The organism is Pseudomonas orientalis, assembly GCF_001439815.1.
Taxonomy (GTDB): Bacteria; Pseudomonadota; Gammaproteobacteria; order Pseudomonadales; family Pseudomonadaceae; genus Aquipseudomonas; species Aquipseudomonas orientalis.
Window position 1 is genome coordinate 222,409 of record NZ_JYLM01000001.1, and the last position, 25,055, is coordinate 247,463.

Consider the following 25,055-nt stretch of genomic DNA (forward strand, 5'->3'; position numbering starts at 1 on the left):
CGCTCAAAGGCGGGGTTTTCGTTTGCAGGCGGCCCGGCTGCGTGGGCCGGGCGTCTACGCGATTTCAGGGTATCAGGAGCCTTCCGCCTGGCGTTTCATCTCAAGCGATTCAAGTTCGTTTTTATAATGATGGGCATCGCTCTCGTTGTGAAACATGCCGACCAGCAAATCTTGTTGATGTACATCCCAGATGTGAATCCCGTGGCCTATTGCTTCATGGGACATATGTTCGTCGTCGCGCTCAGTTACTTTTACAGTCATCTGCTTGCTCCAATCTCTGGTTGACCTGCGGCAAGTCGTCGCAGGTCTTTGTTATATGATTTGTTAGCTTGCTAAGTAAACCGGTTTTGCGTGCAACAATTCATTGCAGGAAACGCAACAGTGCTGCAGGCCGCGTAAGCCGTGGCATTCGGTCGCAGGAGGGGTAGTTAGATGACAAAAGTTTCATGTTTTGGAAGGGTTTGTTAACCCCACTGACGCCATCGGGGGCAAGCCCCCTCCCACACTTGGACTGCATTCCAAATGTGGGAGGGGGCTTGCCCCCGATGGGGCCAGAAGCTTCACAGCAAATATCCAGGCGAAAAAAAGCCCCGCATTCAGCGAGGCTCTTTTCAACGCATCAGGGCAATCAGCTACCTTTAACGGCCTTACCGTCAACAGTGCCATCCTGCAGCATGATGTTGTATTCCTTGCCATCCGTCTCAACCTGGCGCAAAGCAACCAGAATGCCGCCCTGGTCCTTGGCAAACCACATCTGCGTGATGCGCTTGCTCTGGGAGGGATCACGCACGCGTTCAACCTTGATCGCGTCGATGGCGCCCACCTTGGTCTGGACCTTTTCCGCGCCAATCACGCGGAAGTCATAGGTGTCGACGTCAGTGCCTTCGGCCACTCGGTAGCTCATGCTTTTCTTGCCGGCCGCCACATCGCGCTGAAGGGCGAGTTGGTAGGTGGACTTGTCGAGCATGCCGCTTTCGAGGGTGACGTTGACCGGGTCCTTGTTTTCAAAGCCGGTGATTTTCTTGGTCGCCTGGTCGAAATCCAGGTTGATCTTCTTCGCTTTGCCCAAGCCGCCGCGTTCGAAGCTGTAGCTCTTGGGTTGCAGAGTGTCCTTGTCGAACAGGATCACGCTGGTTTCGGTCAGGCTGGCAATCATCATCGAGGCCTTGAAGTTCAAGGTCCAGGTGCCGTCGCCGTTCTTGGTCAGGCTGCGTTCAGCCGAACCGCTCATGGGCAGTTGCTTCCAGTCGGCGGTGTAGCTGACGGAGAAAGGGTGAAGGTCTGCCGCTTGCACGGCAGGCAGAGCGAACAGCGCAAAAGCGAAAAGCAGGGCGCGACGCATAAAATCTCCTAGGTTCGAATCAAGTGGCCGCTGGCCGCGAGTAACTGACCGTCCAATAATGCACCCTGTTCACCCAGAATCAACCGACCCTCGGCAAACCAGCGAACAGCCAGCGGGTAAATCCTGTGTTCCTGGGTATGAACCCGTTGCGCAAGCGTCTGCGCCGAGTCGCCTGACTCTACCGGAACCACTGCCTGTACGACCAGAGGCCCGCCATCGAGTTCCTCGGTGACAAAGTGCACGCTGCAGCCATGCTCGCTGTCACCGGCATCGAGGGCGCGCTGGTGGGTATGCATGCCTTTGTACTTGGGCAGCAGGGACGGGTGGATATTGAGCAGGCGCCCTTCGTAATGGCGCACGAAATCGGCGCTGAGAATGCGCATGAAGCCGGCGAGCACCACGAGTTTGGGGTCGAAGGCGTCGATCAGTTCGATCAAGGCCTGGTCGAAGGCCTCGCGACCTTCGAACGCCTTGTGATCCAGCGACCGGGTCTCGATGCCCGCGTCCCGGGCGCGTTGCAGGCCATAGGCGTCGCTGCGGTTGGAAATCACCGCAGCGATGCGCACCGGGCTGTTGCCGGTACGCGTGCTGTCGATCAGGGCCTGCAAGTTACTGCCGGTGCCGGAAAGCAGCACCACGACATCACAGGTTGCGGGCATCCGCTCGTGCATCAATGGGCCTTAAGGTTCTTCAGTTCAACCTGGGCTGCGCCTTCGGCAGCCGTGGCGATCTGGCCGATGACCCAAGGCTGCTCGCCGGCTTCACGCAATACGTTCAGCGCGGTTTCAACGTGTTCCTGCGCCATGCAGATGACCATGCCCACGCCGCAGTTGAGCACGCGGTGCATCTCGGTTTCGTTGACGTTGCCTTTCTCCTGCAGCCAGTCGAAGACCGCAGGGCGCTGCCAGCTGGACACGTCGACAATCGCCTGGGCGCCTTTTGGCAGCACGCGTGGAATGTTGTCCAGCAGGCCGCCGCCGGTGATGTGGGCCATGGCCTTGACGGCGCCGGTGTCCTTGATCAGCTTGAGCAGTGGCTTGACATAGATGCGCGTCGGGGCCATCAGCAGGTCGGTCAGTGGCTTGCCGTCGAGCTGGATGTTCTCGATGTCGGCGCCGGACACTTCGATGATCTTGCGGATCAGCGAGTAGCCGTTGGAGTGCGGGCCGGAGGATGGCAGGGCGAGCAGGGCGTCGCCGGCGGCCACTTTGGAGCCGTCGATGATTTCAGACTTTTCTACAACGCCGACGCAGAAACCCGCCAGGTCGTAGTCTTCGCCTTCGTACATGCCTGGCATTTCAGCGGTTTCGCCGCCCACCAGGGAGCAACCCGACAGTTCGCAGCCGGCGCCGATGCCGGTGACCACCTGGGTCGCGGTCTCGACATTGAGCTTGCCGGTGGCGTAGTAGTCGAGGAAGAACAACGGCTCGGCGCCGCACACCACCAGGTCGTTGACGCACATGGCGACCAGGTCGATGCCGATGCTGTCGTGCTTGTTCAGGTTCAGGGCCAGGCGCAGCTTGGTCCCCACGCCGTCGGTGCCGGATACCAGGACAGGCTGCTTGTAGCCGGCCGGGATTTCGCAGAGGGCGCCGAAACCGCCCAGGCCACCCATGACTTCGGGGCGCGCAGTGCGCTTGGCGACGCTCTTGATGCGTTCGACCAATGCTTCACCGGCGTCGATGTCTACACCGGCGTCCTTGTAGCTCAGGGAGGGTTGCTTGCTCATGATCCAGGCCTTTAGGGGGGATTTCTGGGTAACGACCGGACGGGCGGGCACTTTTGGCAAAGGCCCGGCCGTCGACGGTCTGCGAAGGCGCGCGATTTTATCAGGCTTGAGGGGCAGCGGCCATCCTCGGGCCGACGGGCAGGGCATATGAGCTTAAAAAAACCGGAATCGGCGCGGTAATGGAGCGTATTAAGGTATAGCCTTGAACCCGCTATCGTTATGACAGTATGAAAACTTGTCGAGACCCGTGAATGTTTTACCGGTCGCTGGGTCACAGCCTTGCCAAACCGAGATCACGCGGTCTGTTCCAGCCGCTAAATTTGTCGTTCGGGAATCTTCCATGCGTCTGTGTAAATTCTTTTTTGTAGGCTGCTTGTCGTTGGTCAGCCTGGCGAGTCATGCCGAAACCCTCAATGGCCTCTATCAAGTCCTCGAACCGGTCAGCAGCCAGTCGCCCCAGGAGCGCGACCAGGCCACCCAGCGCGCCGTGCAGACCCTGGTCATCCGCCTGACCGGCGATGCCAAGGCCGCCGAGGGCCCAGGCCTGGCGGCGATCCGCAAGGACCCGCAGCAAATCATCAGCCAGTACGGCTACGACGCCGGCCCGCCGGAAAGCCTGCAAGTGGATTTCGATCCGGTCAGCACCGATCGCGTCTTGCGCGACGCCGGGTTGGCGATCTGGGGCAGCAATCGACCTTCGATCCTCGGCTGGTGGCTGAACGACTCCACTGACGGCAGCAGCCTGGTCGGCGACGGCCAGGCCGTGGCGCAGACGCTGCGCCGCGCGGCCCAGCATCGCGGCTTGCCGTTGCGCCTGCCGCTGGGTGACTTGGACGAACAGGTCGTCGCCACCGCGCCGAATCTGGAAAGCGCAGACGCCACGCCGCTGCGCGCCGCCTCCGAGCGCTATGGCGCCGATGCGTTGCTGGCGGTGCATGCGCGCCAGGAAGGCAGCCAGTGGCAGGCCAAATGGCGCCTGTGGCTGGGCGACAAGACCGAGCAGGGCAGCGTGCAGGGGGCCGACACCGCTGCGGTCGCCGATGCCGTATTGCTCGCTGTCAGTCAAACGCTGGCACCGCGCTTTGCGGTCAAGCCTGGGGTCAGCTCCGAGCAGTTGCTTGAGGTGCAAGGCATGAACCTGGAGCGCTATGCCGCCCTGGGTCGTTTGCTGGAGCCCTTTGGCGGCCAGCCGCAGCGGGTGGACGGCGATCGAATTGTGTATCGCGTCAATGGCAGTGCCGAGCAGTTGCGCACCCAGCTGAGCCTGGCCAGGCTGCAGGAAGTGCCGGCCGGTGAAATCCCCGTCCAGCAACCGCCGGCCGATGGCGCACAGCCGGCCACCGCGCCTGAGCCTCAGGCGCAGTTACGTTTTCGTTGGTAAACGAGTAAGGGGTCTTCCTTCTATAGAAGAAAGAAGCCAATAACAGAGGAAGTGGTTTATGGCGGATACGCGTCGTTGGGTGTGGCTTGGCGGGATCGTCCTGCTGTGCGTTTTTGTGTTCTTGCTGCATTCGATCCTGACGCCGTTTCTGGTGGCGTTGCTGCTCGCCTATCTGTTCGATCCCGTGGTCGATCGCCTGGAGAAAGCCGGCCTGTCGCGAACCCTGGGTGTGGTCACGGTGTTTGCCTTGTTCACGCTGATTATCACCGCACTGGTGCTGGTGCTGGTGCCGATGCTGGCCAAGCAGCTGTATCGACTTTACGAACTGGCACCCCAGATGCTCGACTGGTTGCAGCACACGGCGATGCCGTGGGCCCAGGCCAAGCTGGGGCTGTCGGACGGGTTCTGGAAGTTCGACAAGGTCAAGGCGGCCATCAGTGAACACATGGACAAGACCACCGATATCGTCAGTATGGTGCTCAGCCAGGCAACCGCTTCCAGCCTTGCGCTGATCGGCTGGCTGACCAACCTGGTGCTGATCCCGGTGGTGGCGTTCTATCTGCTGCGTGACTGGGACATCATGATGGCCAAGATCCGCAGCCTGCTGCCGCGCGACCGCGAGGAACGCATCGTGTCCCTGGCGGGCGAGTGCCATGAAGTACTCGGCGCGTTCGTGCGTGGGCAACTGCTGGTGATGTTGGCGCTGGGCATCATCTACGCCGCGGGCTTGATGGCCATCGGCCTTGAGCTGGGCCTGTTGATCGGCCTGATCGCCGGTCTCGCCGCGATCGTGCCGTACATGGGTTTTGTGATCGGTATCGGTGCGGCGCTGGTGGCGGGGCTGTTCCAGTTCGGCGGCGACCTCTACCCGATGCTGGGGATCGTCGCGGTGTTCATGGTCGGTCAGGCGCTCGAAGGCATGGTCTTGACGCCGCTGCTGGTGGGCGACCGCATCGGCCTGCATCCCGTAGCGGTGATCTTTGCGATCCTCGCGGGCGGTGAGCTGTTCGGCTTTACCGGCATCCTGCTGGCGCTGCCGGTGGCGGCGGTGATCATGGTGCTGGTGCGGCATGTGCACGATCTGTACAAGGATTCGGATGTGTACACGGGGGTTGAAGACCCCGATCTGTAAGCGCAGCATTCCAAACCCGGCTCATCGCCGGGTTTGTTGTTTATGGGGTGGGTGCGTCAAACAATTCGCGTAAAACCAGCAGGTTAACGCAAACCTTTGATTTTGCTTGTGGTCTGCTGCATTGTGCGCCCGGCGCCACGCGTATAAACTTTGTCAACTTTACACAGAGGCCACTCACGGTTCGATGGGAGCCGTTCAGTCAGCATGAAACCGATTCAGCTGCCCCTAGGTGTGCGTCTGCGTGACGACGCTACCTTTATCAATTACTACCCAGGCGCCAATGCCGCAGCACTCGGCTATGTCGAGCGCCTCTGCGAAGCCGACGCCGGGTGGACTGAAAGCCTGATCTATCTGTGGGGCAAGCATGGCGTGGGGCGTACCCACCTGCTGCAGGCCGCGTGCCTGCGCTTTGAGCAAATGGGCGAGCCGGCGGTCTACTTGCCCTTGGCCGAGCTGATGGACCATGGTGTGGCGATCTTCGACAACCTCGAGCAATACGAACTGGTGTGCCTGGACGACTTGCAGGCCATCGCGGGCAAGGCGGATTGGGAAGAAGCGCTGTTTCACCTGTTCAACCGCCTGCGCGACAGCGGCCGGCGCCTGTTGATCGCCGCGTCCACCTCGCCGCGTGAGCTGCCGGTGAAGCTGGCCGACCTCAAGTCGCGCCTGACGCTGGCGTTGATCTTCCAGATGCGCCCCCTGTCCGACGAGGACAAACTGCGCGCCCTGCAACTGCGCGCCTCGCGTCGCGGCCTGCACCTGACCGACGAGGTCGGGCACTTCATCCTCACCCGTGGCACACGCAGCATGAGCGCCTTGTTCGATCTGCTCGAACAGCTCGACCAGGCCTCGTTGCAGGCCCAGCGCAAGCTCACCATTCCGTTCCTCAAGGAAACCCTCGGCTGGTAGCCAACCCTCGCGTTTCCAGGCTTTCGGCAAATTCCAGGCGCCAGAAAACCTGCGTTGGAGCCGGTTTGGCCACGCAGAAGGCAGGTATCAGGGATCAAGGGCTTAGATGGCATAGTCCAAACAAGAAGTCACAAAGAACTCGATTGAATTTGCAAATCGATGTGATAGCGGGCATAGTCTCGCCTTCTTTACACATCAGCCACGGTCGTGCCCATGCTAAATCGCTTCGCACCCCTCGTGCCTCTCGCACTCGTTACCCTGTTGTTTGGTTGCGCCTCCCACCCTCAGCAGGTGGCAGAACAGCAAAAACCACAGGTTCAAAATCAGGCTAAATTCGTTGCTGCACAGTCTGCTTCTGTTTATGAAGAAGAGCTGGCAACCGAAAAAGAACTCGCCGACTTCTCCGGCAGCAAGCCTTACCAACTCCCCGTTCTGGCCGACAGCATTCTCGAACGCGGTATGTCCCTGATCGGTACCCGCTACCGTTTCGGCGGCACTTCCGAAGCCGGTTTCGACTGCAGCGGTTTTATCGGCTACCTGTTTCGTGAAGAAGCCGGCATGAACCTGCCGCGCTCCACCCGAGAAATGATCAACGTCAAAGCACCGTTGGTCGCGCGCAACAACCTCAAGCCCGGTGATCTGCTTTTCTTCAGTACAGCCGGTCGCGGTCGGGTCAGCCACGCCGGTATCTACCTGGGCGATAACCAGTTTATCCACTCCAGCAGCCGCCGCAGCGGTGGGGTGCGGGTCGATAACCTGGGCGACAGCTACTGGAGCAAGACCTTCATCGAAGCCAAGCGCGCACTCGCCATGGCTCCCGCTACGGTTACCGCCAGTAAGTAAAGTTAAAGTGATACTTGAAGTTTGACGCGTAAGCGCTAGAATCCCTGGACATTGCTGTAATCCGTTCGCGCGAGCCCTGCTTGCGCGTTCTGGTTTTCAGCGTTCGGCAGCGAAAGCCGCATCCAGACCAGGATTGTTCTGCACATGTCGACCTCGGCCCGCGTCATTCTGCTTGTTTGCGCCGCGCTCCTCAGCGCCTGCGCGAACCGTCCACCGCCGCCCGCTCCCGTCGCGGTCAAGCCCAAGCCGGTGTTCAACTATTCCACCCAGAATTTTTCGCCTGCCGCTGAAGACGTGCTCTTCCGCGCGCTGGGCCTGGTCGGCACGCCTTATCGTTGGGGCGGCAACACACCGGACTCGGGGTTTGATTGCAGCGGCCTGATTGGCTTCGTCTATCGCGATGCGGCCGGTATCTCGCTGCCGCGTACCACCCGTGAGCTGATCGTGATGCGCGCCCAGGACGTCAGCGAGCAAAACCTGCAGACCGGTGACCTGCTGTTCTTCGCCACCGGTGGCGGCTCGCGGGTCAGCCACGCCGGGATCTACGTGGGCGAAGGCCGCTTTGTGCACGCGCCGCAGACCGGCGGTACGGTGAAGCTGGACACGCTGTCCAAGGCGTATTGGCAGAATGCTTACCTGAGTGCCAAGCGCGTGCTGCCGGCCAACCTGGCACGCAATCCCTGAGTCAGACATAGATTCAAATGTGGGAGGGGGCTTGCCCCCGATGAGGCGGGTCAGTTGATAGATTTTCAGCTGATCCACCGCTATCGGGGGCAAGCCCCCTCCCACATTGGTTTTTGTATCTGTCTCGGAAATCTTTATTTGGCAGTGGAAACCCGCCACACCTTATTCCCCACATCATCAGCCACCAGCAACGCCCCCTGCTGATCGATCACTACGCCCACCGGCCGACCCATGGCGTTCTCATCCTTGTCGAGAAACCCGGTCAGCACATCCACCGGCTTGCCTTTGGGCTGCCCACCCTCGAACGGCACGAAGATCACCTTGTAGCCACTGTGCGGCTTGCGATTCCACGAGCCATGCTGGCCGATGAATGCACCGTTGCTGAACTGCGCCGGTAGCTTGCTGCCTTGCGCGAAGGTCAGCCCCAACGACGCGGTATGCGGGCCGACCGCATAGTCCGGCGCAATGGCTTTGGCCACCAGTTGCGGGTTCTGCGGCGTGACGCGCACATCCACATGTTGCCCGTAGTAGCTGAACGGCCAGCCGTAGAACGCACCATCCTTGACCGAGGTGATGTAGTCCGGCACCAGGTCACTGCCGATCTCATCGCGCTCGTTCACCGCCGTCCACAGCTTGCCGCTCTGGGGTTCCCAGGCCATGCCGTTGGGGTTGCGCAGGCCGGAGGCGAAAATACGATGCTGGCCCGTGGCACGGTCCACTTCCCAGATCGCCGCCCGGCCTTCTTCGGCTTCCAGGCCGTTCTCGCCGACGTTGCTGTTGGAGCCGACGCTGACATACAACTTGCTGCCATCCTGGCTGGCCACCACGTTTTTGGTCCAGTGATGGTTGAGGCTGCCACCCGGCAAGTCGACGACCTTGGTGCCGGCCGCCTTGATCGCGGTTTCGCCAGGCTGATAGGGGAAGCGCAGCAACTTGTCCGAGTCGGCCACGTACAGGTCGTTGCCGACCAGCGCCATGCCGAATGGCGAGTTGAGGTTTTCCAGGAACACCGTGCGCGTTTCGGCGACGCCGTCGTGGTCGGCGTCGCGCAGCAGGGTGATGCGGTTCGGGCTCGGCACACCCGCGCCGGCGCGGCCCATGACTTTTTCCATGACCCAGCCGCGAATGCCCTTGGTGTCATCCGGCTTGGGCGGTGCGTTGGTCTCGGCCACCAGTATGTCGCCGTTGGGCAGCACATAGAGCCAGCGCGGATGCTCCAGGCCCTCGGCGAATGCGGCCACCTGCGTGCCGGCGGCGGCGGTTGGCCTGGCGCCGTCGGGCCAACCGATAGCCGGCGCGATGTTCACGGTGGGGATCAGCGTCTTGTTCGGCTCCGGCAACCGGGGCGATGGCCCGGTGCCGTCCGCCACCTGCAGGGTGGAGCTTTCTCCGCAGGCGGCGAGGGTGCCGGCCAGCATGATCAGTAAGGCAAGTCTGGTTTTATGCATGGTGTTCTCCTGAATACCTGTAAGGGTAGAGAAGCACATCACCTTGATGGTTCAAGTACAGGACCAGCTTTAATTGACGCTCCACCCCCAACCCACTAACCTTCGCGGCTTGTTCCAGGTGCTCTGTGGCGTACGCGTCGACGGAGTGAAACAGGGAAGCCGGTGAGTGAGCGCACTTGTACACAGTGCTGCCGCAATTCCGGCGCTGCCCCCGCAACGGTAAATGAGTCAAGACGGCGCTGTTGGCCACTGTATCGCAGGTGATATGGGAAGGCGCGCCGTTGGCCTGCACGGTCTTTTACATAGACAGCGCGCCACTCATGAGCCCGGAGACCGGCCTGAAACATCCAACAGCATCACGGTGGGCGATGCTTGGCAGTCTGTTTTTCTTTTTTCCTGCCCGCCGTTTTTGTCCAGCCCCAACGGAGAGCTGCCATGACCGATACCCCCGACCGCGACGAACGCCACTTGGCGCGCATGCTGCGCAAAAAAGCCGTGATCGATGAACGCATCGCCAATTCGCCCAATGAGTGCGGTTTGCTGCTGGTGCTGACCGGCAACGGCAAGGGCAAGAGCAGCTCCGCTTTCGGCATGCTGGCCCGGGCCATGGGCCATGGCATGCAGTGTGGCGTGGTGCAGTTCATCAAGGGGCGTCACAGTACCGGCGAAGAGCTGTTCTTCCGCCGTTTCCCCGAACAAGTGCGCTTCCATGTGATGGGCGAAGGCTTTACCTGGGAAACCCAGGATCGCCAGCGCGATATCGCCGCCGCCGAAGCCGCCTGGGCGGTATCCAGGGCGATGCTCAATGACCCTTCCATCGGCCTGGTGGTGCTGGACGAGTTGAACATCGCGCTCAAGCACGGCTACCTCGACCTGGATCAGGTGCTCAGCGACCTGCAAGCCCGTCCGCCGATGCAGCACGTGGTGGTCACCGGTCGTGGCGCCAAGCCTGAACTGATTGAAATGGCTGATACCGTCACCGACATGGGCATGCTCAAGCACGCGTTCCAGGCCGGTATCAAGGCTCAGAAAGGCGTCGAACTTTGAATCAGCCCCGTCATTGCCCGGCCGTATTGATCGCCGCACCGGCGTCCGGCCAGGGCAAAACCACCGTCACCGCCGCGTTGGCGCGTTTGCACCGCAACCTGGGGCGCAAGGTCCGCGTATTCAAATGCGGGCCGGACTTTCTTGACCCGATGATTCACGAACGCGCCAGCGGCGCGCCGGTGTATCAATTGGACATGTGGATGGTCGGCGAGCAGGAAAGTCGTCGCTTGTTGTGGGAAGCGGCGGGGGAGGCCGACCTGATCCTGATCGAAGGCGTGATGGGCCTGTTCGACGGCACCCCGTCCAGCGCCGACCTGGCGCGGCATTTCGGTGTGCCGGTGCTGGGGGTGATCGACGGTACGGCCATGGCGCAGACCTTCGGCGCGCTCGCGTTGGGCCTGGCGCGCTACCAGCCGGACCTGCCATTCGCCGGCGTGCTGGCCAACCGCGTCGGCACGCTGCGCCATGCGCAGTTGCTCGAGGGCAGCCTGACCGAAGGGTTGCGCTGGTACGGCGCGCTGTCGCGCGAAACCGGTATTGAATTGCCCAGCCGTCACCTGGGTCTGGTGCAAGCCAGCGAACTCAATGACCTCGACGCGCGCCTGGACGCCGCCGCCCATGCGCTGGGCAGCAGTTGCGAAGTGGCCGTGCCGCCGCCGGTGACGTTTGCCGCGCCCGAAGTCATCGCGGCCGAGCCGCTGCTCGCCGGAGTCCGCATTGCGGTAGCCCGTGACGAAGCCTTCGCCTTTACCTACGGCGCCAGCCTCGACCTGCTGCGGGCAATGGGGGCCGAGTTGAGCTTCTTTTCCCCGATCCATGACTGCGTATTACCTGCGGTCGACAGCCTCTATCTGCCAGGCGGCTACCCGGAGCTGCATCACCAGGCGCTGTCGGAAAACATCCCGATGCTCGAGGCGATCCGCGCCCATCATGCCGCCGGCAAGCCATTGCTCGCCGAGTGTGGCGGCATGCTGTATCTGCTCGACTCGCTTACCGATGTCGACGGCAATCGCGCCGAACTGCTCGGCCTGCTGCAGGGCGATGCCGTGATGCAAAAGAAATTGGCGGCCCTGGCGCTGCAAAGCGTGGAGCTGCCCGAGGGCACGTTGCGCGGGCATACCTATCACCACTCCTTGACCAGCACTGAGTGGGAACCGATCGCCCGCGGGCTCAGCCCCAATGGCGGGCGCGGGGCCGAGGCGGTCTATCGGCAGGGGCGGATGACGGCCTCCTATGTGCACTTTTACTTTCCATCCAATCCGGCAGCGGTGGCCGCTTTGTTTGCGCCAGGTCCCGATACCGCTATCGGGAGCAACTCCCCTCCCACATTTGAAATGCAATCACCTGTGGGAGGGGGCTTGCCCCCGATAGGGCCATGACTGACCACGCCTTCCCCGAGCCCGACCGCCAAGCCGTCTACCGCGCCATCGCCGAACGCCGCGACATGCGCCATTTCAGCGGCGGCACCGTCGCGCCTGAATTACTGCAGCGCCTGCTCCAGGCCGCCCACCAGGCGCCGAGCGTCGGCTTGATGCAGCCGTGGCGCTTCATCCGTATCAGCGACCGTCAATTGCGGGGCCGGATTCAACACCTGGTGGAAGAAGAGCGCATCCGCACCGCCGAGGCCCTGGGCGAGCGTTCCGATGACTTCATGAAGCTCAAGGTCGAAGGCATCCACGACTGCGCCGAAGTGCTGGTGGCGGCGCTGATGGACGATCGCGAGCGGCACATCTTCGGCCGTCGCACTTTGCCGGAAATGGACATGGCGTCCTTGTCCTGCGCGATTCAGAACCTGTGGCTGGCCGCCCGCGTCGAGGGCCTGGGCATGGGCTGGGTCTCGCTGTTCGAGCCCCAGGCCCTGGCCGACCTGCTGGGGTTGCCGGCGGGCGCCAAACCCCTGGCGGTGCTGTGCCTGGGACCGGTCGCGCAGTTCTATCCGGCACCGATGTTGCAACTCGAAGGCTGGACCGAACCTCGGCCGTTGAGTGACATGCTGTATGAAAACCTGTGGGGAGTGAGTCAATGAGTGTGGCCTTGCTGTGTGTCGCCGCGGTGGCGCTGGATGCGCTGCTGGGCGAGCCCAGGCGCTGGCATCCGCTGGTGGCGTTCGGCAATTTTGCCGGGCGCATCGAGCAACGTTTCAACACAGGGGGCCGTGGCTGGCGCAGCCATGGCGTGACCGCCTGGTTTATTGCGGTGGTGCCGCTGACCCTGCTGGCCACCGCATTATCCTGGGCGCCTTATATCGGTTGGGTGCTGGAAATCCTGGCGCTGTACTGCGCCCTGGGCATGCGCAGCCTGGGTGAGCATGTCATCCCGGTCGCCCAGGCCCTGCGCAGCGACGACCTGGAAGAGGCGCGCAAACGCGTGAGCTATCTGGTCAGCCGCCAGACCAGCGAGTTGGATCACACCGAAGTGGCCCGCGCCGCCACCGAGTCGGTGCTCGAAAACGGCAGCGACGCCGTGTTCGCCGCGCTGTTCTGGTTTGTGGTCGCCGGCGTGCCGGGCGTGGTGCTCTATCGCCTGAGCAACACCCTCGACGCCATGTGGGGCTATCGCAATGAACGCTTCGAACGCTTTGGCTGGGCGGCGGCGAAGATCGACGATGGGCTCAACTATATTCCTGCACGTCTGGTGGCAGTAACCTACGCACTGCTGGGCAAGACGCGCCTGGCGCTCACATGCTGGCGCACCCAGGGTCCGACCTGGGACAGCCCCAACGCCGGCCCGGTGATGGCCGCCGGCGCGGGCGCGTTGGGTGTTGAACTGGGCGGCGCGGCGATCTATCACGGCGAGCTGCACCAGCGCCCGCCGTTGGGCGAAGGTCCGCCGGCCGACGCTGACGCCATCGACCGCGGCTGGCAACTGGTGCAGCGCGGCGTATGGTTGTGGCTGCTGATCCTGTGCGCGGGGGCGCAATTTTATGCTTGAACACGGTGGTCGGCTGCGTAAGGCCGCAATTGAATACGGGATCGCCGAAGCGGATTGGCTTGATTTGTCCAGTGGCCTGGCGCCCTGGCCATGGCCGATTCCCGAGATTCCTTTGCGCGCCTGGGCGCGTTTACCTGAAGTCGATGACGGCCTGGAGAAAGCGGCCGGCGACTACTACGGCGCCGCTCACGTGTTGCCGGTGCCGGGCTCCCAGGCCGCGATCCAGTTACTGCCGCGCCTGCGCCGTTCGGGCAAGGTCGGGGTGCTGTCGCCGTGCTATGCCGAGCACGCCGAGGCCTGGCGGCGTGCCGGTTATGTCGTACGCGAAGTGCAGGAGCAGGAAGTCGACTTCTTTCTCGACGGCCTGGACGTGCTGGTGGTGGTCAACCCCAACAACCCCACTGGCTTGAGCCTGTCCCCGGAGCGCTTGCTCGACTGGCATACGCGGCTGGCCCAGCGTGGCGGCTGGCTCGTGGTGGACGAGGCCTTCATGGACGTTACCCCGCATTTGAGCCTGGCCAGTCACACCCATCAGGTCGGCTTGATCGTGATGCGCTCATTCGGCAAGTTCTTCGGCCTGGCCGGCGTGCGCCTGGGCTTTGTGCTGGCCGAGCGCAGGTTGCTCAAGTTGTTGGCCGAACAGGTCGGGCCCTGGGCGGTCAGCGGGCCGACACGGGTGATTGGCCAGCACTGCCTGCGCGACAGCGCCGGTCATACCCGCCAGCGCACCCGTTGCATCGAGGCCGGCCAGCGTCTGTTCGACCTGCTGCAGCGTCAGGGCTTTGAACCCAATGGCGGCTGCGCCTTGTTCCAGTGGTTGATCACACCGCACGCCGAACGCTTGCACGCATTCATGGCCCAGCGCGGCATTCTGTTGCGCCTGTTCGTGCACAACAGCAGCGTGCGTTTCGGCCTGCCCGACAGCGAGGCCGATTGGCAGCGTCTCGAGACGGCCCTGGCCGCCTACAAGGAAGTGACATGACCACATTGATGGTGCAGGGCACCACCTCCGACGCCGGTAAAAGCACGCTGGTGACCGCGCTGTGTCGCTGGCTGATACGTCAGGGGGTGCCAGTAGCACCTTTCAAGCCACAGAACATGGCGCTTAACAGCGCGGTGACTGCCGAAGGCGGCGAGATTGGTCGCGCCCAGGCCGTACAGGCGCAGGCCGCCAACCTGGCGCCCCACACCGACATGAACCCGGTGCTGCTCAAGCCCAACAGCGACACCGGTTCCCAAGTGATCATCCATGGCCGCGCCGTGACCAGCATGAACGCGGTCGTCTACCATGATTACAAGGCCATCGCGATGCAGGCGGTGCTGGCCTCCCACACACGGTTGAGCCAGGCCTATGCGGTGGTCATGGTCGAGGGCGCGGGCTCGCCGGCTGAAATCAACCTGCGCGCCAATGACATCGCCAATATGGGCTTCGCCGAGGCCGTGGACTGCCCGGTGCTGTTGATCGCCGACATCAATCGCGGCGGGGTATTCGCCCATCTGGTCGGCACGCTGGAGTTGTTGTCCCCCAGCGAACAGGCACGGGTCCGGGGGTTCATCATCAACCGTTTTCGCGGTGATATCGCGCTGCTGCAACCGGGGCTCGATTGGCTGCAGGCGCGCACCGGCAAGCCGGTGGTGGGCGTGCTGCCCTATGTGATGGACCTGCACCTGGAGGCCGAGGACGGCATCGATCAGCGCCAGATCGCCAAGGCCGCCCAGGTGCTCAAGGTGGTGGTGCCGGTGCTGCCGCGCATCAGCAACCACACGGATTTCGATCCGCTGCGCCTGCATCCGCAGGTGGATCTGCAATTCGTCGGGCCGGGCCAGCCGATCCCGGCTGCCGACCTGATCATCCTGCCGGGGTCGAAAAGTGTGCGCAGTGATCTGGCGTATCTGCGTGCCAATGGCTGGGACACGACCTTGGCGCGGCATTTGCGCTATGGCGGCAAGGTGCTGGGCATTTGCGGCGGGTTGCAGATGCTCGGCGAGCAGGTGCATGACCCGCTTGGCCTGGAAGGAACCGCCGGCTGCAGTGACGGGTTGGGGCTGCTGGCGTTCAGTACCACGCTTGCGCAGGAGAAGCAGTTGCGCAATGTGCGCGGGCGCTTGTTGCTGGAGGACGCCGAGGTCAGCGGGTATGAGATTCATGCGGGGGTGACGAGCGGCGCGGCGCTGTCGAATGCCGCCGTGCTGCTCGATGATGGGCGCAGTGAGGGTGCGCAGAGTGCTGATGGGCAGATTCTCGGGACGTACCTGCATGGGCTGTTCGAAACCCCGGCCGCGTGCAGCGCGTTGTTGCGCTGGGCGGGTTTGCAGGACGTGCAGGAGGTGGATTATCACGCGCTGCGTGAGCGGGATATCGAGCGGTTGGCGGATTTGGTGGAGAACCATCTGGATACGGACTTGTTGCGCGAACTATGCGGGCTTTGACGGTATGTACGCGGACAGAATGTGGGAGGGGCGGTGCGACGATTCGACTTGCCCCCGATGGCGGCCTCTGGGTTGGCCAGTATTTTGGATCAGATCAAGTACATATCCATTATTTAGGTAACGGCCACTTAGGGTTCCGCCCTTACGGCGGCTCACTTTTGAAAAGCGCAAAAGTAAGCAAAACGCTCTTGCCCCACCACTCGGCACCTCGCCTGGGCTCGGTGTGCCCTCTCTCCGGCTTGAATCCGTGGGCCGCCGCCACGCGCCATCCATGGCGCGGGGCGGCTAACCCGGCGTCCTGCCGAGTTGCCCACGGATTCAAGCCTGCGTTCGGCCAGCGTGGTTTAACGGGGCGCCTAAGATCAAGATCAAAAGCGACTCGCTGCGCATCGTGGTTAGGCTTGGGCGCTACTGAGTGGACTAAATGTGGGAGGGGGCTTGCCCCCGATGGCGGTGGGTCAGCTATCAATGTATTCACTGTCACTCCCTCATCGGGGGCAAGTCGAGTCGTCGCACCGCCCCTCCCACATTTTTCGGTGGCGGCCTCAGCCGGTCGGCGGGCCTTGGAAGGTATGTGTTCATGCATCAATTAATTCTTGGCGGCGCTCGCTCGGGCAAGAGTCGTCTGGCTGAAAAGCTCGCCGGCGACAGTGGTCTCTCCGTGATCTATATCGCCACCAGCCAACCGCTGGACGGTGAGATGAATCAGCGCGTTGCCTTGCATCGCGAACGGCGCCCAGATCACTGGGGCTTGATTGAAGAACCCGTCGAACTGGCGCGGGTGTTGCGCGAAAACGCTGCTGCCGGACGCTGCCTGCTGGTGGATTGCCTGACCCTGTGGCTGACCAATCTGCTGATGTTGGAAGACACCGAGCGCTTGGCCTTCGAGCGCGATCAACTGCTGCAAACCCTGGCGTCGCTGCCGGGGGAAATCATTTTTGTCAGCAACGAGACCGGACTGGGTGTCGTGCCGCTGGGCGAATTGACTCGCCGTTATGTGGATGAAGCCGGTTGGCTGCATCAAGCCTTGGCCGAGCGGTGTCAGCGTGTGGTGCTGACGGTGGCCGGCCTGCCCCTGACTTTGAAAGGTAGTGCGCTATGACCGATTCCTGGTGGATCAACCCCTGTAAGGCCATCGATGCTTCTGCGCAGGAACAGGCGCGGGACCGTCAGCAGCAGTTGACCAAGCCCGCCGGTTCCCTCGGCCAGTTGGAAGCGCTGGCGGTGCAATTGGCCGGTTTGCAGGGCCGGGTCAAGCCGTCGGTGGATCAGCTGTGGATCGCGATTTTTGCCGGCGACCATGGCGTGGTCGCCGAAGGTGTGTCGGCGTTTCCCCAGGAAGTGACCGGGCAGATGCTGCACAACTTTGTCACCGGTGGCGCGGCCATCAGCGTATTGGCCCGGCAGCTGGATGCGCAGCTGGAAGTGGTTGATCTCGGCACGGTGACGCCATCCCTGGCGTTACCCGGCGTGCGTCACCTGAATATCGGCGGGGGCACGGCCAACTTCGTCAACGGCCCGGCAATGACCCCCGCTCAGGGATGCCAGGCCCTTCAAGCCGGACGAGACAGCGCACGCCGCGCCCTGGAAGACGGCGCACAGCTGTTTGTCGGAGGGGAGATGGGCATCGGCAACACCACCGCCGCCAGTGCCTTGGCCTGTGCGCTGCTTGATTGCGCGGTGATTGACCTGACCGGGCCGGGCACGGGTTTGAATGCCCAGGGTGTGAGCCATAAGGTGGCGGTCATCGAGCGCGGCCTGAAACGGCACGCGGCCCAGCGCGACGACGCGCTGCAGACGCTGTTCAACCTGGGGGGCTTTGAAATCGCCGCGCTGGTCGGTGCCTACCTGGCCTGCGCCCAGGCAGGCATCGTAGTGCTGGTGGACGGGTTTATCTGCAGCGTCGCCGCGCTGGTCGCCACGCGCCTGAACCCGGCATGCCGTGACTGGCTGGTGTTTGGTCATCGGGGTGCCGAACCGGGCCATCGCCACGTGCTGCACAGCCTTGACGCGCAGCCTCTGCTCGACCTGGGCCTGCGCCTGGGCGAAGGCAGCGGTGCGGCGTTGGCGGTGCCGCTGCTGCGCCTGGCCTGTGCGTTGCACGGACAGATGGCGACCTTCGCCGAAGCGGCCGTGGCGGATCGCCCCGCATGACCTTGCACCTGGACCTGCTGCGCCACGGTGAAACCGAGTTGGGCGGCGGCCTGCGCGGCAGCCTGGATGACGCCTTGACCGCAAAAGGTTGGGAGCAGATGCGTGCCGCCGTCGTGGGGCAGGGGCCGTGGGACCGGCTGATCAGCTCGCCGTTGCAGCGCTGCGCGCGCTTTGCCGAGGAACTGGGCGAGCATCTGAACCTTCCGGTCAGCCTGGAAAATGACCTGCAGGAGCTGCACTTCGGCGCCTGGGAAGGGCAGAGCGCGGCGGCGTTGATGGAAACCGATGCCGAGGGCCTGGGCTTGTTCTGGGCCGATCCCTACAGTTTTACGCCGCCGCAGGGTGAACCGGTGTGCGCATTTTCCGAGCGGGTGCTGGGTGCTGTGTCACGTCTGCGCCAGGCCCATGCCGGTGAGCGCGTGCTGTTGATCAGTCACGGCGGCGTGATGCGGCTGCTGTTGGCGCGCGCGCGCGGCTTGCCCCGCGAACTATTGCTGAATGTCGAAGTCGGCCATGGCGGGCTGTTCGGCCTGCAGGTGGCTGTCGATGGCACGTTGAAGGAAAGAGGCTGACCATGCTGCCATTCTGGATCGCCCTGCAGTTCCTGAGCAGCCTGCCGATTCGCCTGCCGGGCATGCCGCAGCCGCAGCAACTGGGGCGTTCGCTGCTGTTTTATCCGCTGGTGGGCGTACTGTTCGGCCTGCTGCTGTGGGGTCTGAACGCTTTGTTGATGGGCACGCCACTGTTGCTGCACGCCGCGCTGCTGTTGAGCGCCTGGGTGCTGCTCAGCGGTGGCCTGCACCTGGACGGCCTGGCGGACAGTGCCGACGCCTGGTTGGGTGGCTTCGGCGACCGTGAGCGCACCCTCACCATCATGAAGGACCCACGCAGCGGGCCCATTGCCGTGGTCACCCTGGGCCTGGTGTTGCTGCTCAAGTTCACCGCGCTGGTGGCGCTGATCGAGCAGCACAATGGCGCTGCGCTGATGCTTGCGCCGTTGATCGGCCGGGCGTCGATGCTGGCGCTGTTTCTGACCACGCGTTATGTGCGCGCGGGTGGATTGGGTCAGGCGCTGTCGGATCATTTGCCCAGGGTTGTCGGCCAACAGGTGCTGATCCTCAGCGGCCTGGCCTGCATCCTGATCGGCGGGTTCAACGGTGGGTTGGCGGTGCTGCTTGCTGCCGTGTGTTTTATCGGCTTGCGCCAGGTGATGGTCAAGCGCCTCGGCGGCACCACCGGCGATACCGCCGGCGCCCTGCTGGAACTGCTGGAAACGGCTGTGTTGATCGGGCTGGCGTTGTAACACTTCCTTGCATTTCCTCAACTCCGGGTATATACACGCTCCATGCTTGCCTCCCAATGTTTATGCACCAACCTGCGACGTGCCGCCCGTGGCGTCAGCAGGCATTACGACGGCGCCCTCGACGGCTTCGGGATCAACGTTGCGCAGTATTCCTTGCTGTGCAACCTGCAACGTCTCGATCAGCCGAGCATTTCCAGCCTGGCCGAAGCCATGGGCCTGGACCGCAGCACCCTGGGACGCAATCTGCGCGTACTGGAAGGTGAGGGCTTGGTGCGGTTGGTCGAGGGCGATGACCTGCGCAACCGCCTGGTGGTGTTGACGGAGGCGGGCGAGCAGCGCCTGGCGGCTGCCCTGCCGGCATGGGAAGCGGCGCAACAAAAATTGATCGATCAGCTTGGCGCCGAGAAGCGCGAAACCCTGTTGGCCTTGCTCGATGAACTCGCCTGAACGGCGGTTTGTCCGACTATAAGCGGGTATATACCCGCGAGCGGAGAATAAGAAAATGACCTCGATGTGGCGCACCAGTGGCTGGGTTCTTTTGGGGAGTGCGCTGATCCTGGCGTTGTCCCTGGGCGTGCGGCACGGCTTCGGCCTGTTCCTGGCGCCGATGAGCAGCGAATTCGGCTGGGGGCGTGAGACGTTCGCCTTCGCCATTGCCTTGCAGAACCTGATATGGGGACTGGCGCAGCCATTTACCGGGGCCTTGGCCGACCGTTTCGGTGCGACCAGGGCGGTGTTTGTCGGCGGCGTGTTGTACGCCGTGGGCCTGGTGATGATGGGCATGGCGGACTCGGCATGGTCATTGTCCATGAGCGCCGGATTGCTGATCGGCATCGGTTTGTCCGGCACATCGTTTTCAGTGATTCTCGGCGTGGTCGGCCGCGCCGTCCCAGCGGAAAAACGCAGCATGGCCATGGGCATCGCCAGCGCCGCCGGCTCCTTTGGCCAGTTCGCCATGGTGCCGGGTACTCTCGGCCTGATTGGTTGGCTGGGCTGGTCGGCGGCGCTGCTGGCGCTGGGCTTGATGGTTGCGTTGATCCTGCCGCTGGTGGCCATGCTCAAGGATAAACCGCTGCCGGTGACGGTCGGCCAACAGACCCTGCGCGAAGCGTTGAAGGAGGCGTGCTCCCACTCCGGGTTCTGGCTGCTGGCCTTCGGCTTTTTCGTCTGCGGATTCCAGGTGGTGTTTATCGGTGTGCATCTGCCGGCGTACCTGGTGGACCAGCATCTGCCGGCCACGGTGGGTACCACGGTGCTGGCCCTGATCGGCCTGTTCAATGTGTTCGGCACCTACACCGCCGGCTGGCTGGGTGGGCGCATGTCCAAGCCGCGCTTGCTCACTGGCCTGTACCTGTTGCGTGCGGTGGTGATCGTGCTGTTTCTGTGGGCGCCGATCACCGAGGTCACGGCATACCTGTTTGGCATGGCCATGGGGTTTCTCTGGCTGTCCACCGTACCGCTGACCAACGGCACCGTGGCCACCTTGTTCGGCGTGCGAAACCTTTCGATGTTGGGCGGGATTGTGTTCCTGTTCCATCAGCTCGGCTCGTTCCTTGGTGGCTGGTTGGGCGGGGTGGTCTATGATCGAACCGGTAGCTATGACTTGATCTGGCAAGTGGCGATCCTGCTCAGCCTGCTCGCGGCGGCCCTTAACTGGCCGGTGCGCGAACGGCCGGTGGCGCGTGTGCAGGCGCAAATGGAGGCGGCATGAGTGCAGCGCTGCGGTGCTTGATCCTGGCGGCGACGCTGGTGTTGCTGCTGCTGGCCTGGTGGGGCTGGCAGCAAGGCGGCCTGGCGTTAATGCAGTTGGGCATGGCGATCTGTTAAGTTCTGTGTCTGAACCGAATCAAGGACCTTTGATATGTTGATGCGCTGGCTCGCTCTACCCGTCCTGATGGCTGCTGGCAGTGTGGCCCTGGCCGCCGGATGCCCGCCGTTGCTGGAAGGCCAATTGCCCAAGCTGCGGGCCAAGGAGTCCATTGACCTGTGCCAGCGTTTTGCAGGCAAGCCTCTGGTGATCGTCAATACGGCAAGCTTTTGCGGCTTCGCCCCGCAATTCAAAGGCCTCGAAGCTTTGTATCAGCGCTATAAGGGCGAAGGCCTGGAGGTGATTGGTGTGCCTTCGGACGACTTCAAGCAGGAGGCCAAGACCGGCGAGGAAACGGCCAAGGTCTGCTACGTCAATTACGGCGTGACCTTCACCATGACCGAGCCGCAGAAGGTCAAGGGGCCGGACGCGGTGCACCTGTTCAAGAGCCTGGCGCAGCAGACCGACACGCCGCCGAAGTGGAATTTCTACAAGTACGTGGTGGATCGCCAAGGCAAGGTGATCGCCAACTTTTCCAGCCTGACCAAGCCCGACAGTCCGGAGCTGATCAAGGCGGTGGAGCAGGCAATAGCTTCCAGACCCTGATACAGGATCGTTCCCACGCGGAGCGAGGGAACGATCAATACATGAGCGTCCATTGAAAAGCCCCGCCTCCTTTGCAGGAGAGCGGGGCTTTTTATGTCGCCATGAATCAGAAGCGGTAGGTCATGCCCAGGCCGAAACCGTTGGCGCTGTTCTCATACTTGGCGTTGTAGCTGGCCAGTTGGTTGGAGCGTGCAACCTTGACGTCCTCTTCCTTCAGGTAGGAGTAAGCCACGTCGATGGTCATGTTCGGCATGACCTCGTAGCCAAGGCCCAGACTGAAGATGGTGCGGTCGCCGGTGGGAATGCGCGGCGAGCGGTCGGTGTTGTTGGTCGGCGACTGGTCGAACGTCAGGCCGGTACGCAATACCACCTGCTTGGTCAGCTGGTACGAAGTACCCACGGCGTAAGCCCAGGTGTCGTGCCAGTTCTGGTCTTCCTTGATGGTGCTGACCAGGCCGGGGGCCAGTGCGCCACCCGCTGCGGCCGTCACGCCTTCGTTCTTGACGGTGATGTCTTTCAGGCGGCTCCAGCGGGTCCAGGTCGCACCGGCGTAGAGTTTCCAGGCGTCGGTCAGGTCCTGGGTCACCGACAGGTCGTAGGACTCAGGCGTGTCGATCTTCAGCGAAGCGTCGTAGCGATTGCTGCGCAGGAACGGCGAGGTCGCGGTCGGTGCGGTGACTTCGGTGTGGCCGTCCAGCTTGTAGCTGACCTTGGAATGATAGGTCAGGCCGACGCGGGTGGTATCGGTGGCCTGTACCAGCACGCCGATGTTGAAGCCCAGCGCGGTGTCGTCACCCTTGATCTTGATGTTGGTGTCCGGCGCGCGGGGGTTCAGCGTCAGGTCCGATTCCAGGGTACCGGCAATGCGGTTGATGGTCGGGCCAAAACCCACGGAAACGCGATCATTGAAGGCGTAGCTGACCGTCGGTTGCAAGGTCATGACTTTCACTTCGCTTTTGCTGCCGAAGCCACGGCCCTGGAAGCCGCTTTCGTAGTCAGTTATCAGGCCGAACGGTGCATAGACGCCGAAACCCACAGACCACTGATCGTTGAGTTTATTGGTGTAGAAACCGAAAGGGACGGCGGTGAACGGCACCATATCGCCTTTGTTGCTGCCGGCGGAGCGACCGCTGGTATCGCTCAGGTCGGTGGAGGCATCGATGGCTGCGACACCGCCGGTGATCTGCTGGCCGTTCAGGCGAGCCATACCGGCAGGGTTGCCATAGACCGTGCTTGCATCATCGGCAGAAGAAGAGCGACCCGCGAAACCGGTACCCATCCCGCTGACGCTCTGTTCGTTCAGGGCGAAGCCGCTGGCGAACAGGTGGGAGGAGGCCATGGCAACGGCGAGGCTAAGTGTGGTCTTGAGCATTACTTTTTTCATTATTAGAACTCCGTGTGATCACCGCTGCGGAAAGTATCAATAAATCTCACATCGCGCTATAGCCTGTAACGCAGGAGATAGAGCGGTTTTGTAGGACAATCCGACCAGATTTACGGTTTTTTGGCGAATCTTGCAAATTGCCCGGTCAACAGCCCACCTCTTTCATAGGGGAGACACAGGTTTGCCAGGCCTGGTGGAAATCTCGCGCGCGTACTTGAGGGCAAAATATTTTTAATGAATGACGGGCCCGAGAAGGCGGGCTTGGCAGCGGTGAATCGGATCTCAGGCCCGTCGCAAGCGGATCATGCCGCTTGAGTTGAAGTGTAGTGTCATATTCATCCTGTAAAGGACTGTTTTTAAAACATCTTATTTATTCGGTTATAACGGTTATATCTATTCGTGATTAGTAAAAAGCGCCTGGCTAAATTCCAGGCAATAAAAAACCCTGTTTTTCAGACAGGGTTTTTGTGTTTCAGCGACTCGGGTCGATCAGGCAATCAATGCCTGACGGGTACGCTCGATCACGGCCTGCAGCGGTTCTGCGCTGGAGTATTGATCGGGGTACAGGCGCTCGCTGTGACGCGCGATGCCGTGTTCGTTGACCAGAGTGAAGCTGAAGCAGCCTTTGCGAGCGGCCATGATCAGGCAGTTCATTGGGGCAAAAGCGTTGGTGAGGGTGCGAATGGCATCCTGAGTGTGGATTTGAGCGTTCATATTATGGGTGTTCCTACAAATGACACAGATAAGAACCGTGCCGTATTAAAACGTTCCAGTGACGTTGATCACCATTGATCAAACGAAGAACCCGACTGGAACAAAGCAGCCAGTTTGAAGCGCTATTGAATGAGGCGCGCTTGGGCTGGCAGGTAGGTACTTAGGAGGGCAGGCAACACAACAGGGGCAAAGGTTCTGGGCCCAGGGTGAAGATCCTGATCAATTTGCAGGTTGGTTCGGTCAGAGTATGGAGACTTCGCGACACCCTTTGCTTGTTCAAAGGCCGTGTCGTCGCAAGTGATACCTGGAAACCATCGAGGTGGTCGATCCCATGTGGTTCAAGGGATATGTTCGACCAGAATTGACTTTCAGCTTGGTACTAACGCTGCCGATAGTAATGGATCGAAACAAGGAAAGGAAGTGGCCGGGTGAAAAAATCCCAATTAACCGTTGCCGACGTGGGCGTGTGGCGGGCTGCGGCCCGTTTTAAAAGCCCCCGGTTTGCTGGACGTAACATTTTTCGAGCGTGTGGGATCAAAAAAGCCGCAGATATAACCGTTGACTGGGTACTTGTGCACATTAGTCGCAGCGGGTGTAACGTTGCTGGCAACAGCCTGGAATCCTGCCCATTTGCCTGCAATCAAAATTTAAGTCAATGAAAAATCTCGCTTTTTTTTATTGGTGAAAAAATCGTCAGTTTGACTGCAGCCCCCGTTCCATGGGGCTTTGCGCGAGTTAAAGCCGGGTTGTCCACTGAGTTATCCACAGGTTCTGTGGATTGTCCCAAGCGCTTGCTCTAGAACGGGCGTGCAGCGATTTTTGAGCTTTACCTGTACGAAAAAAAGAGTAGAGTGGCGCGCCTTCCGTTCTGTCCCACAGTGCTTTATGAAGTTTCGCTCAGTATCACCCTCTGTTACCGGTACTCCCCAAACTGTTACCGCGCCCAAGCGATTCTCTTTGAAGGTCGCGTTATGGCTGCTCGACAGCCCGCGCCTGGGGCAGAGTACCAATATCAAGCATCTGGCTGGTCGTCTGCTCAAGCAGCCAGCCCGCGAAGGCGTGGTTGCCGCGCAGAGCCGCCTGGGCCAATTGATGTGCCGTGAATGCGAAAATGCCCGCGACCGGCGTATCGGCCAGGACCTGCTGCGTTCGGCGGCCCGCGCCGGTGACCGTCGCGCCCAGCGCGAATTGGGCCAGGTCGAAGACTGAGC

Annotated in this window: 26 protein-coding genes and 1 riboswitch; of the genes, 19 read left to right on the forward strand and 7 right to left on the reverse strand. The window is 61.9% G+C overall.

The window, feature by feature from the left end:
- Positions 1 to 72: 72 nt before the first annotated feature.
- The 4 genes from TU82_RS01020 to purM form a co-directional block, all read right to left on the reverse strand.
- A complete protein-coding gene (locus tag TU82_RS01020) occupies positions 73 to 261 on the reverse strand; it encodes a hypothetical protein (RefSeq protein WP_057721288.1) in 189 nt (62 codons plus the stop codon).
- Between the two features lie 367 nt (positions 262 to 628).
- Positions 629 to 1,342 (reverse strand): DUF3108 domain-containing protein, encoded by a 714-nt coding sequence (locus TU82_RS01025; protein WP_057721289.1) that lies wholly within the window; start codon positions 1,340 to 1,342, stop codon positions 629 to 631.
- Positions 1,343 to 1,350: 8 nt separating this feature from the next.
- Positions 1,351 to 2,001 carry a phosphoribosylglycinamide formyltransferase gene (gene purN, locus TU82_RS01030; protein ID WP_072024050.1) on the reverse strand — a complete coding sequence of 217 codons (651 nt, stop codon included), beginning with the start codon at positions 1,999 to 2,001 and terminating at the stop codon, positions 1,351 to 1,353.
- A gap of 11 nt (positions 2,002 to 2,012) precedes the next feature.
- The gene (gene purM / locus TU82_RS01035; protein WP_057721291.1) at positions 2,013 to 3,071 is read right to left on the reverse strand and encodes a phosphoribosylformylglycinamidine cyclo-ligase; all 1,059 of its coding nucleotides are present in this window, start codon (positions 3,069 to 3,071) and stop codon (positions 2,013 to 2,015) included.
- A gap of 340 nt (positions 3,072 to 3,411) precedes the next feature.
- On the opposite strand from purM, the gene TU82_RS01040 reads away from it, so the two are divergent.
- The 5 genes from TU82_RS01040 to TU82_RS01060 all read left to right on the forward strand — a co-directional run bounded on the left by TU82_RS01040 (position 3,412) and on the right by TU82_RS01060 (position 8,020).
- Positions 3,412 to 4,452, forward strand: a complete 1,041-nt coding sequence (locus tag TU82_RS01040) for a DUF2066 domain-containing protein (protein ID WP_057721292.1) — start codon at positions 3,412 to 3,414, stop codon at positions 4,450 to 4,452.
- A 58-nt stretch (positions 4,453 to 4,510) separates the two neighbouring features.
- Positions 4,511 to 5,584 carry an AI-2E family transporter gene (locus TU82_RS01045; RefSeq protein WP_057721293.1) on the forward strand — a complete coding sequence of 358 codons (1,074 nt, stop codon included), beginning with the start codon at positions 4,511 to 4,513 and terminating at the stop codon, positions 5,582 to 5,584.
- 204 nt (positions 5,585 to 5,788) lie between these two features.
- Positions 5,789 to 6,493 carry a DnaA regulatory inactivator Hda gene (gene hda, locus TU82_RS01050; RefSeq protein WP_057721294.1) on the forward strand — a complete coding sequence of 235 codons (705 nt, stop codon included), beginning with the start codon at positions 5,789 to 5,791 and terminating at the stop codon, positions 6,491 to 6,493.
- 213 nt (positions 6,494 to 6,706) lie between these two features.
- Complete coding sequence (locus tag TU82_RS01055) at positions 6,707 to 7,336, forward strand: C40 family peptidase (RefSeq protein WP_057721295.1); 630 nt, start codon at positions 6,707 to 6,709, stop codon at positions 7,334 to 7,336.
- A 144-nt stretch (positions 7,337 to 7,480) separates the two neighbouring features.
- Entirely contained in the window at positions 7,481 to 8,020 is a 540-nt protein-coding gene (locus tag TU82_RS01060; protein ID WP_057721296.1) for a C40 family peptidase, read from the forward strand.
- 134 nt (positions 8,021 to 8,154) lie between these two features.
- On the opposite strand, the gene TU82_RS01065 is transcribed toward TU82_RS01060, so the two are convergent.
- Positions 8,155 to 9,468, reverse strand: coding sequence for a PQQ-dependent sugar dehydrogenase (locus TU82_RS01065; protein ID WP_057721297.1), 1,314 nt, complete (start codon positions 9,466 to 9,468; stop codon positions 8,155 to 8,157).
- Between the two features lie 99 nt (positions 9,469 to 9,567).
- Positions 9,568 to 9,824: riboswitch (cobalamin riboswitch) on the forward strand.
- 79 nt (positions 9,825 to 9,903) lie between these two features.
- On the opposite strand from TU82_RS01065, the gene cobO reads away from it, so the two are divergent.
- The 13 genes from cobO to TU82_RS01130 all read left to right on the forward strand — a co-directional run bounded on the left by cobO (position 9,904) and on the right by TU82_RS01130 (position 21,746).
- Entirely contained in the window at positions 9,904 to 10,515 is a 612-nt protein-coding gene (gene cobO, locus TU82_RS01070) for a cob(I)yrinic acid a,c-diamide adenosyltransferase (RefSeq protein ID WP_057721298.1), read from the forward strand.
- Entirely contained in the window at positions 10,512 to 11,894 is a 1,383-nt protein-coding gene (locus tag TU82_RS01075) for a cobyrinic acid a,c-diamide synthase CobB (RefSeq protein WP_057721299.1), read from the forward strand. Before cobO ends, TU82_RS01075 begins: the two co-directional genes overlap by 4 nt.
- The gene (bluB, locus tag TU82_RS01080; RefSeq protein WP_057721300.1) at positions 11,891 to 12,541 is read left to right on the forward strand and encodes a 5,6-dimethylbenzimidazole synthase; all 651 of its coding nucleotides are present in this window, start codon (positions 11,891 to 11,893) and stop codon (positions 12,539 to 12,541) included. The genes TU82_RS01075 and bluB overlap by 4 nt, the downstream gene beginning before the upstream one ends.
- Complete coding sequence (gene cbiB, locus TU82_RS01085; RefSeq protein ID WP_057721301.1) at positions 12,538 to 13,446, forward strand: adenosylcobinamide-phosphate synthase CbiB; 909 nt, start codon at positions 12,538 to 12,540, stop codon at positions 13,444 to 13,446. The genes bluB and cbiB overlap by 4 nt, the downstream gene beginning before the upstream one ends.
- Complete coding sequence (cobD, locus tag TU82_RS01090) at positions 13,439 to 14,428, forward strand: threonine-phosphate decarboxylase CobD (protein WP_057721302.1); 990 nt, start codon at positions 13,439 to 13,441, stop codon at positions 14,426 to 14,428. The genes cbiB and cobD overlap by 8 nt, the downstream gene beginning before the upstream one ends.
- Positions 14,425 to 15,876: a cobyric acid synthase gene (locus tag TU82_RS01095; protein ID WP_057721303.1), complete on the forward strand. Its 1,452-nt coding sequence runs from the start codon at positions 14,425 to 14,427 to the stop codon at positions 15,874 to 15,876. The genes cobD and TU82_RS01095 overlap by 4 nt, the downstream gene beginning before the upstream one ends.
- 580 nt (positions 15,877 to 16,456) lie before the next feature.
- Complete coding sequence (gene cobU / locus TU82_RS01100; protein WP_057721304.1) at positions 16,457 to 16,978, forward strand: bifunctional adenosylcobinamide kinase/adenosylcobinamide-phosphate guanylyltransferase; 522 nt, start codon at positions 16,457 to 16,459, stop codon at positions 16,976 to 16,978.
- Positions 16,975 to 18,030 (forward strand): nicotinate-nucleotide--dimethylbenzimidazole phosphoribosyltransferase, encoded by a 1,056-nt coding sequence (cobT, locus tag TU82_RS01105; RefSeq protein ID WP_057721305.1) that lies wholly within the window; start codon positions 16,975 to 16,977, stop codon positions 18,028 to 18,030. The genes cobU and cobT overlap by 4 nt, the downstream gene beginning before the upstream one ends.
- The gene (gene cobC, locus TU82_RS01110; protein WP_057721306.1) at positions 18,027 to 18,602 is read left to right on the forward strand and encodes an alpha-ribazole phosphatase family protein; all 576 of its coding nucleotides are present in this window, start codon (positions 18,027 to 18,029) and stop codon (positions 18,600 to 18,602) included. Before cobT ends, cobC begins: the two co-directional genes overlap by 4 nt.
- 2 nt (positions 18,603 to 18,604) lie before the next feature.
- Positions 18,605 to 19,333 carry an adenosylcobinamide-GDP ribazoletransferase gene (locus tag TU82_RS01115; RefSeq protein WP_057721307.1) on the forward strand — a complete coding sequence of 243 codons (729 nt, stop codon included), beginning with the start codon at positions 18,605 to 18,607 and terminating at the stop codon, positions 19,331 to 19,333.
- 42 nt (positions 19,334 to 19,375) lie between these two features.
- Positions 19,376 to 19,780: a MarR family winged helix-turn-helix transcriptional regulator gene (locus tag TU82_RS01120; protein WP_057721308.1), complete on the forward strand. Its 405-nt coding sequence runs from the start codon at positions 19,376 to 19,378 to the stop codon at positions 19,778 to 19,780.
- 55 nt (positions 19,781 to 19,835) lie between these two features.
- Positions 19,836 to 21,044 carry an MFS transporter gene (locus TU82_RS01125; protein ID WP_057721309.1) on the forward strand — a complete coding sequence of 403 codons (1,209 nt, stop codon included), beginning with the start codon at positions 19,836 to 19,838 and terminating at the stop codon, positions 21,042 to 21,044.
- Positions 21,045 to 21,194: 150 nt separating this feature from the next.
- A complete protein-coding gene (locus TU82_RS01130; RefSeq protein WP_057721310.1) occupies positions 21,195 to 21,746 on the forward strand; it encodes a glutathione peroxidase in 552 nt (183 codons plus the stop codon).
- Between the two features lie 106 nt (positions 21,747 to 21,852).
- Here the strand turns inward: TU82_RS01130 and TU82_RS01135 are convergent, their stop codons facing one another.
- Entirely contained in the window at positions 21,853 to 23,130 is a 1,278-nt protein-coding gene (locus TU82_RS01135; protein ID WP_057721311.1) for an OmpP1/FadL family transporter, read from the reverse strand.
- Between the two features lie 489 nt (positions 23,131 to 23,619).
- Complete coding sequence (locus TU82_RS01140) at positions 23,620 to 23,844, reverse strand: hypothetical protein (protein WP_010208698.1); 225 nt, start codon at positions 23,842 to 23,844, stop codon at positions 23,620 to 23,622.
- Positions 23,845 to 24,729: 885 nt separating this feature from the next.
- Between TU82_RS01140 and TU82_RS01145 the strand changes: the two genes are divergently transcribed.
- A complete protein-coding gene (locus TU82_RS01145; RefSeq protein WP_057721312.1) occupies positions 24,730 to 25,053 on the forward strand; it encodes an SEL1-like repeat protein in 324 nt (107 codons plus the stop codon).
- Positions 25,054 to 25,055: the final 2 nt, after the last annotated feature.

Bases quoted from the DNA above. Each gene is read 5' to 3' on its own strand.
- TU82_RS01145 (WP_057721312.1), top strand. From the start codon at position 24,730: ATGAAGTTTCGCTCAGTATCACCCTCTGTTACCGGTACTCCCCAAACT.
- TU82_RS01140 (WP_010208698.1), bottom strand. From the start codon at position 23,844: ATGAACGCTCAAATCCACACTCAGGATGCCATTCGCACCCTCACCAAC.
- TU82_RS01095 (WP_057721303.1), top strand. From the start codon at position 14,425: ATGACCACATTGATGGTGCAGGGCACCACCTCCGACGCCGGTAAAAGC.
- hda (WP_057721294.1), top strand. From the start codon at position 5,789: ATGAAACCGATTCAGCTGCCCCTAGGTGTGCGTCTGCGTGACGACGCT.
- TU82_RS01045 (WP_057721293.1), top strand. From the start codon at position 4,511: ATGGCGGATACGCGTCGTTGGGTGTGGCTTGGCGGGATCGTCCTGCTG.
- TU82_RS01055 (WP_057721295.1), top strand. From the start codon at position 6,707: ATGCTAAATCGCTTCGCACCCCTCGTGCCTCTCGCACTCGTTACCCTG.
- purN (WP_072024050.1), bottom strand. From the start codon at position 2,001: ATGCCCGCAACCTGTGATGTCGTGGTGCTGCTTTCCGGCACCGGCAGT.
- TU82_RS01060 (WP_057721296.1), top strand. From the start codon at position 7,481: ATGTCGACCTCGGCCCGCGTCATTCTGCTTGTTTGCGCCGCGCTCCTC.
- bluB (WP_057721300.1), top strand. From the start codon at position 11,891: ATGACTGACCACGCCTTCCCCGAGCCCGACCGCCAAGCCGTCTACCGC.
- cobU (WP_057721304.1), top strand. From the start codon at position 16,457: ATGCATCAATTAATTCTTGGCGGCGCTCGCTCGGGCAAGAGTCGTCTG.
- TU82_RS01130 (WP_057721310.1), top strand. From the start codon at position 21,195: ATGTTGATGCGCTGGCTCGCTCTACCCGTCCTGATGGCTGCTGGCAGT.
- TU82_RS01020 (WP_057721288.1), bottom strand. From the start codon at position 261: ATGACTGTAAAAGTAACTGAGCGCGACGACGAACATATGTCCCATGAA.
- TU82_RS01065 (WP_057721297.1), bottom strand. From the start codon at position 9,468: ATGCATAAAACCAGACTTGCCTTACTGATCATGCTGGCCGGCACCCTC.
- purM (WP_057721291.1), bottom strand. From the start codon at position 3,071: ATGAGCAAGCAACCCTCCCTGAGCTACAAGGACGCCGGTGTAGACATC.
- TU82_RS01115 (WP_057721307.1), top strand. From the start codon at position 18,605: ATGCTGCCATTCTGGATCGCCCTGCAGTTCCTGAGCAGCCTGCCGATT.
- TU82_RS01135 (WP_057721311.1), bottom strand. From the start codon at position 23,130: ATGAAAAAAGTAATGCTCAAGACCACACTTAGCCTCGCCGTTGCCATG.
- cobC (WP_057721306.1), top strand. From the start codon at position 18,027: ATGACCTTGCACCTGGACCTGCTGCGCCACGGTGAAACCGAGTTGGGC.
- cbiB (WP_057721301.1), top strand. From the start codon at position 12,538: ATGAGTGTGGCCTTGCTGTGTGTCGCCGCGGTGGCGCTGGATGCGCTG.
- cobT (WP_057721305.1), top strand. From the start codon at position 16,975: ATGACCGATTCCTGGTGGATCAACCCCTGTAAGGCCATCGATGCTTCT.
- TU82_RS01120 (WP_057721308.1), top strand. From the start codon at position 19,376: ATGCTTGCCTCCCAATGTTTATGCACCAACCTGCGACGTGCCGCCCGT.
- TU82_RS01125 (WP_057721309.1), top strand. From the start codon at position 19,836: ATGACCTCGATGTGGCGCACCAGTGGCTGGGTTCTTTTGGGGAGTGCG.
- cobO (WP_057721298.1), top strand. From the start codon at position 9,904: ATGACCGATACCCCCGACCGCGACGAACGCCACTTGGCGCGCATGCTG.
- cobD (WP_057721302.1), top strand. From the start codon at position 13,439: ATGCTTGAACACGGTGGTCGGCTGCGTAAGGCCGCAATTGAATACGGG.
- TU82_RS01025 (WP_057721289.1), bottom strand. From the start codon at position 1,342: ATGCGTCGCGCCCTGCTTTTCGCTTTTGCGCTGTTCGCTCTGCCTGCC.
- TU82_RS01040 (WP_057721292.1), top strand. From the start codon at position 3,412: ATGCGTCTGTGTAAATTCTTTTTTGTAGGCTGCTTGTCGTTGGTCAGC.